10 protein-coding genes and 4 pseudogenes are annotated in these 10,977 nt (G+C 67.8%); 5 read left to right on the forward strand and 9 right to left on the reverse strand.

Going from position 1 to position 10,977, the window contains the following annotated elements; translation table 11 throughout:
* The coding region (locus ACFWVC_RS37825) for an alpha/beta fold hydrolase (protein ID WP_384298874.1) at positions 1 to 569 on the reverse strand (569 nt) is incomplete at its 3' end.
* A 247-nt stretch (positions 570 to 816) separates the two neighbouring features.
* On the opposite strand from ACFWVC_RS37825, the pseudogene ACFWVC_RS37830 reads away from it, so the two are divergent.
* Positions 817 to 964, forward strand: a pseudogene (locus ACFWVC_RS37830) (transposase); the annotation flags it as partial.
* Positions 965 to 1,170: 206 nt separating this feature from the next.
* Here ACFWVC_RS37830 and ACFWVC_RS37835 read toward each other — a convergent pair.
* From ACFWVC_RS37835 to ACFWVC_RS37845, 3 genes are all read right to left on the reverse strand, one after another.
* The gene (locus ACFWVC_RS37835; protein WP_384298880.1) at positions 1,171 to 1,641 is read right to left on the reverse strand and encodes a hypothetical protein; all 471 of its coding nucleotides are present in this window, start codon (positions 1,639 to 1,641) and stop codon (positions 1,171 to 1,173) included.
* Positions 1,610 to 2,680, reverse strand: a complete 1,071-nt coding sequence (locus tag ACFWVC_RS37840; RefSeq protein ID WP_384298885.1) for a tetratricopeptide repeat protein — start codon at positions 2,678 to 2,680, stop codon at positions 1,610 to 1,612. Before ACFWVC_RS37840 ends, ACFWVC_RS37835 begins: the two co-directional genes overlap by 32 nt.
* A gap of 780 nt (positions 2,681 to 3,460) precedes the next feature.
* Entirely contained in the window at positions 3,461 to 4,372 is a 912-nt protein-coding gene (locus tag ACFWVC_RS37845) for a LysR family transcriptional regulator (protein WP_384298892.1), read from the reverse strand.
* 116 nt (positions 4,373 to 4,488) lie between these two features.
* Here ACFWVC_RS37845 and ACFWVC_RS37850 point away from each other — a divergent pair, with 116 nt between their 5' ends.
* The gene (locus tag ACFWVC_RS37850; RefSeq protein WP_384298898.1) at positions 4,489 to 5,301 is read left to right on the forward strand and encodes an inositol monophosphatase family protein; all 813 of its coding nucleotides are present in this window, start codon (positions 4,489 to 4,491) and stop codon (positions 5,299 to 5,301) included.
* A 48-nt stretch (positions 5,302 to 5,349) separates the two neighbouring features.
* The gene (locus tag ACFWVC_RS37855; RefSeq protein WP_384298901.1) at positions 5,350 to 5,994 is read left to right on the forward strand and encodes an NADPH-dependent F420 reductase; all 645 of its coding nucleotides are present in this window, start codon (positions 5,350 to 5,352) and stop codon (positions 5,992 to 5,994) included.
* Between the two features lie 136 nt (positions 5,995 to 6,130).
* On the opposite strand, the gene ACFWVC_RS37860 is transcribed toward ACFWVC_RS37855, so the two are convergent.
* The 3 genes from ACFWVC_RS37860 to ACFWVC_RS37870 all read right to left on the reverse strand — a co-directional run bounded on the left by ACFWVC_RS37860 (position 6,131) and on the right by ACFWVC_RS37870 (position 8,702).
* Positions 6,131 to 6,637 carry a DinB family protein gene (locus ACFWVC_RS37860; RefSeq protein WP_384298906.1) on the reverse strand — a complete coding sequence of 169 codons (507 nt, stop codon included), beginning with the start codon at positions 6,635 to 6,637 and terminating at the stop codon, positions 6,131 to 6,133.
* A 115-nt stretch (positions 6,638 to 6,752) separates the two neighbouring features.
* The gene (locus tag ACFWVC_RS37865; RefSeq protein WP_384298909.1) at positions 6,753 to 8,072 is read right to left on the reverse strand and encodes a DUF4419 domain-containing protein; all 1,320 of its coding nucleotides are present in this window, start codon (positions 8,070 to 8,072) and stop codon (positions 6,753 to 6,755) included.
* Positions 8,073 to 8,546: 474 nt separating this feature from the next.
* Complete coding sequence (locus ACFWVC_RS37870; protein ID WP_384298912.1) at positions 8,547 to 8,702, reverse strand: hypothetical protein; 156 nt, start codon at positions 8,700 to 8,702, stop codon at positions 8,547 to 8,549.
* Positions 8,703 to 8,785: 83 nt separating this feature from the next.
* Between ACFWVC_RS37870 and ACFWVC_RS37875 the strand changes: the two are divergent.
* Together ACFWVC_RS37875 and ACFWVC_RS37880 are read left to right on the forward strand one after the other, a co-directional pair.
* A pseudogene (locus ACFWVC_RS37875) lies at positions 8,786 to 9,214 on the forward strand (DSD1 family PLP-dependent enzyme); the annotation flags it as partial.
* Between the two features lie 69 nt (positions 9,215 to 9,283).
* Positions 9,284 to 9,469 (forward strand): annotated as a pseudogene (locus tag ACFWVC_RS37880) (exopolyphosphatase); the annotation flags it as partial.
* 137 nt (positions 9,470 to 9,606) lie between these two features.
* On the opposite strand, the gene ACFWVC_RS37885 reads toward ACFWVC_RS37880, so the two are convergent.
* Positions 9,607 to 10,617 carry a helix-turn-helix domain-containing protein gene (locus tag ACFWVC_RS37885; protein ID WP_384298917.1) on the reverse strand — a complete coding sequence of 337 codons (1,011 nt, stop codon included), beginning with the start codon at positions 10,615 to 10,617 and terminating at the stop codon, positions 9,607 to 9,609.
* 135 nt (positions 10,618 to 10,752) lie between these two features.
* A pseudogene (locus ACFWVC_RS37890) lies at positions 10,753 to 10,977 on the reverse strand (hypothetical protein); the annotation flags it as partial.

A 10,977-nucleotide genomic window follows, 5' to 3' on the forward strand; every position in this document is an offset into this window, starting at 1 on the left:
ATGTACCGAGCGGAAATGCCGGTCTCGGTCACGCTGGGCACATCGAGGGAATCGAGTATGTAGTCAGCGGGCTGCGGAGTCAGCAGTTCGGCCACCAGACGCTGAGTCCCCTCGTCCGCACCCTGCATGAGGATGCCCTGGACCAATTCAAGACTGGGATGAACAGCATGATCCGGCGACTCATCGATCAACCCACCCAGGAACGCTCCGACCTCCGGATTCTCCTCGACCAACGACACCCCCCGGCTCGGCACGAACGCGCTGTAGTAGATGACACTCGACACCGTGCCCCGCAGCCGGTGAACCGCACCGGTCATCGGATAACCGCCCCAGCTGTGACCCACCAGGGTCACAGCATCAAGGTTCAGCCGCTCGACCTCGCGCACTACGTGATCAACCGCGTCACCGAGTCGCAGGCCCGTCTGGTCGTCACCGTCACCCAGGCCAGGCAGCGTCAGGCACACGGCCCGGTGTCCTGCCGCTCGCAGCCGCTCAGCCACAGGCCGCCAGACCCAGCCACCATGCCAGGCACCCGGGATCAGTACATAGGTTTGAGAATCCGCATTCATAGGTGAACGTTAAACCTTCCTTGCCGCCCCTCTCAACCCTGCGCGGAAATCCGGTAGATAAAGAATTCAGAAACAGATACTTTCCCTGTCCTTTATCTGCCAGCCTCGAACGACACCTCAAACTGGGCCGCCCACCCGGGGATTCACCGGACGTGAGGGCGGCCTTCGACTGATCATGTGCTCCGACGAAGGCGCACGTGACCAAGACGAAGGCCGTCAGGGTGAGTCTGCCGGCTGATGCCGCCCGGAGGAAACGTTCGCGGAAGCGTCACGTTTCCGGGGCGAGTTCTACGCCTGCCTGACCGCACGCCGCGACGAATTGTTCGAGTTGGTGGACGCGGTCCTCTGTGGGAACGGGTCCTGTGAAATCGCCAGTGGATCTGACTGTGAGTCCCTTTCGGTAAGCCCACAGGGACTCACGAGCGACCGTAGCCAACGATCACCGTCGCGCTACATCATTACGGCTGATGCACGTCCCACCTTCACCGCCAAAAGGCCGACGTCCAGATGCTACCTCCAAACCAGCGGGCAGCAAAAAACTTTCATTGAATGAAAATTTGGCACAGCATCCCGAGTCACGGAGCTCACACAGGCGCCGATCTCACTGACCTTTGCTGACCAGGTTCCTGCTGACGGGATTTCGCGTCCGGTGCGGGCGAGGAACGCGGTCAGCAGGGCGGGGCGGCGCTGGCGGGTACGGAGGCCTGTCCGAACAGCGCGGGTGAGTTCGTCGAGGGTGACAGCGGCGAGGTTGACCAAGGCGGTGCGTCGACTCCTCTTCTCGCTCGGCGACTTGACGGGCGGGCACGCGCGGAGTGAAGCCATGCGGTGCAACAGCTGGCTGACACCCGACAGCGATCCGTAGACCACGGAGAACCGCTCGATGAACAGCGCCGTCCGGCCACCGACAGTTCGACCGGCACATCTCCGTGCTGTGTCCGGGCACAACTCTTCTTGACGGTCCTCGGCGGCCTGCGCAGCCGGTGCGGTGTAGATCGGTTTCAGCGCGGGAGATCTTGTCCCAGTCCTGGCGGCCCGCGTCACGGAACGAGGCCCTGATCAGGTGGACCACGCAGGTCTGGGTGATCGCCTGCGGCCAGACCGTCCCGATCGCATCGGGCAGTCCCGGGCGGCCGGGTTTGCAGCGGCTGCGAGGAGAATTTGCAGTTCCCCCAAGGCTTCGGCCTACGCGGCGCCGCGTAGGAGGTGGCGCCCTCGGGGTGAGAGCGGGCCTGTGCGACCGCATCGTCCACGCCGTCGCGGGCGGCGATCAGCGGCAGCCGTATCCAGTACAGGTCCCATTCCTCCTCGCCCCCGCGGGCAGCGGCGAGGGCGTCGAGATGCGCCAGGCCGTCCTGCGGGCGTCCCTGGGCGAAGTAGTGGTCGGCCAGGGTGTGGAGGATCCAGTCGTCCCCGCTGCGGGCGTCGGCCTGGACGCGCATCACGTCGATCGCTTCGTTGCCCCGGCCGTGCCGGGCCAGGAGCCGCGCGAACTCGAAAGCCGCGTTGGGGTCACGGGCCACGGATCCGTCGGCCTGCCGGTATGCCGCGACCGCCCCCTCCACGTCGCCGCGTGCCTCCAGCACCCTCGCGAGCTGTTGCACGGCATGCCCCGAGTGATCAGAGGCCGCAGCGGCCCGCAGTTCGCCGAGCCGGCCCTGCCGCGCCAGCAGCGCAGCCAGTTGTTCACGGTTGTTGATCAGCGTGGTGCTGCCGGTGCGCAGCAGGGCAATCGCCTCGTCGGTGCGGCCCTGGCGCTCGCGGATCGTGGCGAGCAGCCCGATCACGCTGTCACGATCGAGGCCCCGGCAACACCACGGAAAGTCGGAACACTCGTGCCCGGTCAGGGCGGCGAGCAGCGCGGCGGCCTCCTCGTCGAGGCCGGCGGCGCCGGCGACGTCCACCAGAGCCGCGGCGAGGGACGGCTCGCCAAGGTGCGGGCGCAACAGGTCAAACGCCTCTTCGGCGCGGCCGTGCCGGGCAAGCAGACGGGTGTAGGACTCCAGCGCCATCGGGTGCCCGGCCGCCATACGGACCCGGGTGATCTCGATCGCCTCCTCAACACGGCCCCAGCCCTCCAGAACTCGGCCGTGGCTGTAACGGCCGTCCACCAGCCGGTTGCCCGGTATGGGGCGAGCACTTCCAACGCGTCGGCCTGCCGGTCCTGCTCCCCCAGCAACCGTGCCCACGCCAGGGCGCAGAACCACTCCCCCCGTCCCGCCTCCTGCTCCACCACGGCAACGTGGCCCCGTCCGAGCAGCCGCGCAACGAGCTCTGGCGGGATGCAGCCAGACCACGTCCAGGCCCGGTAGTCAAGATCAGCAGCGTCCACGGCCACGCACCATAGCGCTCGCCCCTGACACCTTGCCGACACCACCGGCGGCCTCAAATACACCACAGTTGAAATGACGCTCCCCGCCAGTCGGCGCCTCCCCACGGCCCCCCGCCCAACGCCAGGCCTACGCCAACGACCTCGACGAAGCCCACGCCCTGGTCGCCGTCACCGCACGCTCCAACCGCTCCAAAGCAGACCAGGACATCACCGAATGGCTCCCCCGAACGCGAGGGCGCGCTGCCCGTACCCCACCGGCTGGGTCACCGTGAAAACCCGCTGGCACCTGGCCGTTGACGACACCGAACACGACGCCCTACGGCGTGAGGCAGCCGCATGCCCCGACACGCAAGTGGCCACCACACCTGCGGACACGCCAACCGTCACCTGCCCCCGGCTCCGCGGCGCGGGTGACGGATCAGTCTGGCAAAGCGGCCGGTGCGCCCGACCAGCCTCAGGTTGAGGGCTGCCGTCGAGGTGGTCGTGGGCCCCGCACCGTGCGTGCCGCCGAGCTGACCGAGCGGATCACCGCCGTCGACTGGGTTGCTTGCCGTGATGATCAGGTGTTCGGTGCTGCGAACAGTGCCTGGACGGTTGCGGTGGCCAGGTCGCGCAGCCAGGTGTGAGCGCGGTCGTCGTCGTAGCGCTGGTGCCACAGCAGGTACAGGGGGACGTCGGGCAGCGGGAGTGGCTGCGGAAGCGTGACCAGGCCGAGCTCGTCCCGGGCCGTGCGGGTGACCGCGTCGGGAAGGGTGACGACCAGGTCGGTGCCGAGCGCGAGGTGCAGCGCGAAGGCGGCGGTGGGGCCGGCGGCGACGACGCGCCGTTCGAGGCCGCGGGCGGTCAGGGCGTCGTCGATCGGGTCGCGCAGGCTTCCGCGCCTCGACACGGTCAGGTGCTCGGCGGCCGCGTAACGCTCGGCGCTCAGCGGGCCCTCGTTGAGCGGGTGGCCCGGTCGCACGGCGACGACCAGCCTGTCCGTGCCGACGAGGCGGTGGCGGATGTCGGGGAGTGTCGGCCGGCTGGAGCTGGATTCGATGTCGACCTCACCCCGGCGCAGCTCGGGGGTGTCCGTGCCGGGCTCGGCGGACAGGCGCAGCCGGACGCCGGGGGCCTGGCGGTGGACGGCCGTGGTCAGGGCGGTCCCGCATGCTGCGGTCAACGCGTCGTGCCAGCGAACGGTGAACACCCGGTCCAGGGTTGCCAGGTCGAGTTCCTGCTGCGCGGACAGGAGTCGGTGGGCCTGCTGTACGAGGGCGTGGACCTGGGCGCGCATGGCCAGCGCACGGGTGGTGGGGACCATGCTGCGGCCGGTGCGAACCAGGATCTGGTCACCGGTGGCCTTGCGGATACGGCCCAGGGAGCGGCTCATCGCCGGTGCCGTGACGTGAAGGCGGGCTGCGGCGCCGGCAACACTACCCTCCTCCAGCAGCGCGTCCAGGACCGTGAGCAGGTTCAAATCCAGTTGCATGAGAGTAATCCTACGAGTGTCAAGCATGCACTTGTTGTTAATCGACGGTCGGCCTACCTTCGACGTGCGGGGCGAGACGAACCGCCCCACCCCAACCGACTCCAGGGAGCCCACCCATGAGCACTGCCATGCCCTTTGCCGCCGCCGAAACGCTCCTGTCCGATGTGACAGCCGCGGTCAGGACAGCCGGCCTCACGCTGCGCGACCGCTACACCCCGCACGCCCGGGGTGTGAGCCTGGAGCAGATCGTCGAGGAGATCCACGCCAACGACGACGCGGTGCTGGACGTGCTGCGGGCACAACTGCTGCGGGCCCGGCGCGGATCACAGTGGGCAGAGGACGAACTGGCCGGCGGCGCGCTCCCGCCCGGGGAGTGGTGGGTCGTCGACCCCGCCGAGGGCAACATCAACCACGTCCACGGCATGGAGGACTGGGCCGTGACCGCCACCCTGGTCCGCGACAACCATCCGGTGCTCACCGTCGTCCACCTGCCACTGACCGGCGACACCTACACCGCCGTCGCCGGCGGCGGCGCCCGCCTCAACGGCCGTGCCCTGACGGTGTCCGCCAAGACCGATCTGGGCGCCGCGCTCATCGGCACCGGTCAGGCCAGGCCCGGCGAGGACGAGCGAACCTTCCGGCGGATCGGCGACTCCGTCACCGCCATGCTCATCAACGGCCTGGTCGTGCGCGTGTCCGTTCCCGCCACGATGCAGCTCATCAACGTCGCCGCCGGACGCACGGACGCGTTCTGGCAGTTCTCCGACGTCCGCTCCGGCCTGGTCGCCGGCGCCCTGCTGGTCTCCGAAGCGGGAGGCACCGTCACCGACCTGACGGGCGAACCCTGGAACACCGGCAGCAGCGACTTCCTGGCCACCGCCCCCGGCATCCACGCCGCCGCCCTCACAGTCCTCTCCCCGATCGCCTGACCAAACACCCCCGCTCTTCCCGCCCGAAACCGCAAGGAGCACCACCCCATGACCAGCATCGGCATCCTGGGCACCGGCCGCGTCGCCGCCAACCTCGCCGGCAAGCTCACCGCGACCGGACACCACGTCACCCTCGGCAGCCGGAACCCGGAAACCACCGCCGCCGTCGTCGCAGCGGCCGCCCCGCGGATCGCGGTCGCCGACCAGCACACCACCGCGCGCACCGCGGACATCGTGATCAACGCGACCCCCGGCCACAGCACCCTCGACCGCCTCACCGACCTGCACACCGAGCTCACCGGAAAAATCCTCATCGACGTCTCCAACGCCACCCACGACGCCCGTGACGGCCTGCCCGGCGACCTGTGCTACCCCGGCAGCAGCCTCGCCGAGAAGCTCCAAGCCGCCCTCCCCGACACCCACGTGGTGAAGACCCTCAACACCATGCTGTTCACCGTCATGACCGCCCCCGACACCCTGACCACCCCACCGACCGCCTACCTCTCCGGCAACAACCAACACGCAAAAACGACCGTCACCGGCCTCCTCGCCGACCTCGGCTGGCAACCCACATGGATCGAGGACCTCGGCGACATCACCACAGCCCGCGCCGCCGAAGCCATGATCCTGATCGTCCCCCACATCATGCGCCGACACGGCGTCCAGCCCTTCGCCATCTCCCTCACCCGCTGACCCCACCCCGCGGCCGGGAAGCCAGGAAGAACCGCGTCGGGCCCTGCCCACGGCCAGGCCCACAAACCACCGGCCACGGCGCCACACCAGAACTGCGCGGCTGCCCGCCGGATCGGGACCGAATCGCTCCCCTCATCTACTCGCCTACGGCTCCGTCGATCGCTTCGCGCAGTAGATCGGCGTGGCCGTTGTGACGCGCATACTCCTCGATCATGTGGGTGAGGACGTAACGGAGCGAAATGGTCTCGCCGCGGAAGTTGACGGTTTCATCGAGGGAAACGAAGGAAGAAGCGACGGCGCGGGCACGGACGCACTCCTCGCGCCAGACTCCGAACGCCTCGCCAACATCGGCGTCCTCGACGTGGAACTCGGCGAACGCGCCGTCCACCTCGCCGGGCCAAGGCGCCTTGACGTCCTCGGCGCTCACGATGAATCGGAACCAGCTCCGCTCAACAGAGGCCGCGTGGCGCACCAGACCCAGGAGCGTGAGTCCTGAGGTCGGGATCGCCTTCCGCTTCAGCTGTTCGCCGGTCAGACCCGCGCACTTCATGGCCAGGGTGGCCCGCTGGTAGTCGAGAAACGAGGTGAGTGACGCACGGTCGCCGGCCACCCTCGAAGGGTGCATGCGCTGGTCATCGTCCACCACGCGATCATGACAGGAACGGGTTCCCCCAGGCCACCCCTGGCCCGAAGGGCAGACCACAACGCCCAACCACCCCACCAGCGTTGCGGCCGGAGATCAATTACGGAACAACCTTTTAGAGCGCCCGCAGCGCGTTGCCGAGGTCAGGGCCGTAGTTGCCCCAACATTGGATGTCCCCGATGTCGGAGACAACATCGCCGAGGTACCAGTCGCCGTCGTCGGCCTGCACTGCACAGAGCCCCTCCAGATTGATCGCGTAGGCGGCTGGGAGATGCTCGCCGTGCAGAGTCACTTTGCCGAGGGAAGTGAGCAACTGGGCCTGTGGGCAGCCGGTGACGCGCTGGATGTCGGCCATGGTCCAGGGCTCGGGCAGGCGCTCGTCGCGGGACTCGGTGACGGGGAGCAGTTCCACCACCGCGTGGCCGAGGCACGGCCGGATCCACTCACCGTCGTGTTCGATGCCGAGCACGCCGCCGAGGAAGGCCATCTCGAATGTGCCGGCGGGCGTCTCCCAGCGGAACGGGACACGGGAGACGTGCGAAGGGAAGGCCTCCTCGTCGGTGTTTCCCGGGCCGAACGACTGCTTGGGGGACGGTCCCTCGTCGGTGTACCGGTGGGCGAAGAAAGCGGTGATCCAGCCCGTGACCCGATCGCCGCCGGACGCCGACTCCCACTTGTAGAGCGAACGCCAGAACTCCTGGTCGACACCCCGCCCCGAGGCCGTCGCGCTGATCGCGTTCAGCACCGGGTGCAGGGAGGCGAACCACGGCCGTAGGCCTTCGAACCACCCTTCCAGGTCCCGTACCCGGGCCGCTAGCAGGCGCCAGTCCCGGTCCGTGCCCTCCAGCCGGATCCGGGGAATGCCGCAGAGCGAGATCCACCGGAAGCGGTAGTACGGGCTGACCACGTCCATCAGCGCCACCAGCACCGCCGTGGCGTCGGTGGGGGTGGTGGTCGAGAAGGCGGGCTGGAACAGGTCGGCCGCCTCATCGCCGATGCGGGCACGCAGGGGCTGTCGGACCAGGTTGATCGAGCGCTCCCAGTCCAGCGGGGCCAGGTCGTCGCGAATGGCGATGGTCTGCCGGTGCCCTGGCGTTTCGGTGAACAGTCCCGCGTACATCCCGGAATTCAGGCGGACGTGGACGGCCACCTCGTGCACGACGGCGTACCAGAGCAGGTCGGGTGACAGGCTCAGTGGCAGGTGAGCCGTGAAGCACAGGTGGATGGCGCGCAGCAGGAGGCTGGAGGAGGGCTCGGTGATCTCCGGAACGTCGCTGGACCAGCCGAAGAGGCGGTCGGTGCTCCGGTAGTGGAAACGCGCCCGGTCGCGGACTACCGCCCGCAGGAAGCGCTCGTTACCAAGTTCGGTGAGCTCGGAAACGAGCCGAGCGGCGTCGGCGTCTTCACCGAGCGGCAGGTCTACCTCGAACGCCATCCGCAGCCCCCCGGAACAGTGACCGACTCCGATCCTAGAGGACCGATGAGCCTGGGTTCTGTCCCACCGCTCGGACGGCCGACGAACAGCATCGAGCGGCGGCGTGAGGCCGGGCTGCCGGTCGGCTCCACCGCCGGCGCCCTGACCGAAGAACGCCAGGACGGATCTCTTCGGCACCGAGGGCGTGATCGGTGACGTGGACGCTGTCGATCTGGGTGATCGAGACGGCGGTGAAGCAAGCGGTGGCCAAGGCCGCTGCCAGGTACCGGTGGGCAGTGGCGGTCCCAGGCCCTCACGGGGGACACCGGTGGCCCACAGCGCCCCTCTTCACGCCGACGCGCACGCAACACCACCCCGTTCCAACACCGGAGCGAACACACGCACGGCCGCCTGCCGCCACGAGGCGACGTCCCTCACCGGGCCACCGGGCTCACAGCCTCCCCGCCGCCCCGACGGGCGACGCGCGGGGCTGTGTCATGTCAGCGCGGTCAGGGTAGCGATCCAGTCCTTCACGACCTGGTCGGGATCATGCGGCTCCTGGCCGCCACTGCGATCCATCAGGGACGTGCAGCTCGTGATCTGTTCGATCACCCCGGCATGACCGAGGTCCGGCTCGTCCAGCGCATCCACGGCCTGTGTACGGCCGCCGGGGTCTTGTTCGTCCCGCTGCCCGTCTTGCGACGGACAGCCATCTCGAGCGTCCTGGACTGCGAGATCTGGTGATGGCTGGCCTCGACGTCAGCCAGGTGCAGGACCTCGCCCTGTCGGTGGTCGTCACCGTCATCGGCCACCGCCCCGAGTACGGGTGGATCGTCACCGACGGCGGCTGGATGGCCATGTCCCGCGACCGCGGCACCGCCGCCCAGGCCCAGGACCAGGGCTACGGTCTGGTCACCGACATGGCCGGCCACCTCATCCCGAACCTGGTCATGACGGCCGCGAGCCAGGAACATGGCACCCTCACCGCCCGCGACAGCACCGACTTGCCCGACCTGTCGGTCGGCACCCGGCTGCGCATCCTGCCCAACCACGCCTGCGCCACCGCCGCCCAGCACCACGGCTACCACGTCGTCGACACCAGCAAGGGCCGGAGCCCGTCCCGGTTATCCAAGCGTGCTGGGCCCCGCATCACCGGCTGGTGACCTGCCCCGGGCAAGGGGGGCGGACCATCCACGCGGTGAGGTAGGTGAAGGCGGCCCCGGGTGAGATTGCAGCGTGCGGCGATCCCGGTGATGCACCCGGGCCGGGTCGACGTGATCGGCGCCAGGGCCCTGGTACTGCTGCGGATCATGGAGCACACGGGCCCCCGGAAGGTCGTGGTCTCCGAGCACGACATCCTCGACGGCATCGCCCACAAAGCGGCAGAGGACGTCGAGCGGGATAGGCGCAAGGGCTGACCTGCGGCAACGCACAGAACAAGGCCGCGCTGGATCGGCAACCGGCGGGGGCCCTGTCGTCTGCCCCGCTCACAGTCGAACGTTCCGAGCGGGGCGCGGGGCGGCTCCGGTTCGCCTTCCAGGTGGGCCCGGTACGGTCAGGGTGGTCCGTCCAAAGTGCTCTGCCGGAGATGTTTTGTTTCCGGTGAAAGCCCACTCTGACCCAACCGAAAGTCGCGGGGGCTCACGCCGTACGCCGTCTTGAAGACGCGACTGAAGTGGGCCGCGCTGGCGAACCCCCACCGGTGGGCGATGGCCTCGATCGTCATGAACTGATGCACTGGCGAAGCCAGTTCCCTCCTGCATTCTTCGAGGCGCTGCGTCCTGATCCATTCACCAAGGGTGATTCCCGCTCGGGACAGGGTCAGGTAGAGCCAGCGTACGGAAACGTTGTGCTCGGCTGCGATACGCTCGGCAGTCAGATCGAGGTCTGCCAAATGGAGGCGCACGTATTCCTGAACACGCTCAAGAAGTGTGCTGTTCAGGAGCGTTCTGGCCAGGTCGTCCCCGTACAGGACCATGGTGACCACAGCCCTGATCAGGTCGACACTGGGCTCCGCGAACAGGGCGGTATCGGCTTTACCGGCAGCGCCCCGAAGACGAGCCAGACGGGTGAAGAACGCTGCTGTGGCGCCCACGGCCGGTCGCTCCGAACTGAGTGGACCAGCCGGGATCTGATCGAGCAGGGACGGCCGCAGCCCCAGGATGTGCGTGGGAACGCTCACTAGAACTCCACGTACTGGGCCGTGGAACAAAACCTCGTAGGGCTTCGCATTGTCGAGCACCATGAGATCCCCGGCCTTTATCAGTCCGTGCCTGCCCGCCTGGTGGAACTGGGAGACCCCCGCTTCCCGGATGGAGACGAGAACCTGCGGCACCATCTCCCCGTCCACCGGGGCATCAGTGCGCCGGATGCGGGTCACGTTCCAGCCGATCTCCGAGACTTTCACCGACCCGAGCGCGTTGGTGGTCGCGTGAGCCCGCTGGCGATTCGGATCCGACGGAAGGTCCACCTCTGCTCGGCCGTTGACGACGAACCCCGAGAGTTCACGGATCGCATTCGCTCGATCACCGGGAGCCAGCGACGCTGCGTCAAGTTCATCTGCCATGCGGGCTTCCTCCTGAACCGGTCGCGGAGCCTGCATTGGACGGCTGATTCCCACCGTACTGCGGCAAATGATCCGCTCTTAACGGTTTTGCCAAATTTTAAGCATGTATTCCGTTACGGCAGGTCAAGGACCAAATCAGGAGAACCAGACTTCAGGATTCAACGTTGCCGATGCACATCCCTCGCCATAAGTCACGATTAGGTCCGGATGGTGAACTCTCGATGCGAATTCAATTACATTGAACTCTTCCATCAGGAAGACAAAATGCTGGGCAATCGCGGCGCGTTCAAGCAGATCACCATCGAGGTCCGTAGAGGAATTGGCGCGAGCCTCCCCCTGGCAAAGGATAGAGACTAGCAC

This window comes from Streptomyces sp. NPDC058691 (genome assembly GCF_042714775.1).
GTDB lineage: Bacteria > Actinomycetota > Actinomycetes > Streptomycetales > Streptomycetaceae > Actinacidiphila.

Coding starts and splice junctions, on each gene's coding strand:
- ACFWVC_RS37865 (WP_384298909.1), bottom strand. CDS start 8,072: ATGGCGTTCGAGGTAGACCTGCCGCTCGGTGAAGACGCCGACGCCGCT.
- ACFWVC_RS37845 (WP_384298892.1), bottom strand. CDS start 4,372: ATGCAACTGGATTTGAACCTGCTCACGGTCCTGGACGCGCTGCTGGAG.
- ACFWVC_RS37885 (WP_384298917.1), bottom strand. CDS start 10,617: ATGGCAGATGAACTTGACGCAGCGTCGCTGGCTCCCGGTGATCGAGCG.
- ACFWVC_RS37855 (WP_384298901.1), top strand. CDS start 5,350: ATGACCAGCATCGGCATCCTGGGCACCGGCCGCGTCGCCGCCAACCTC.
- ACFWVC_RS37850 (WP_384298898.1), top strand. CDS start 4,489: ATGAGCACTGCCATGCCCTTTGCCGCCGCCGAAACGCTCCTGTCCGAT.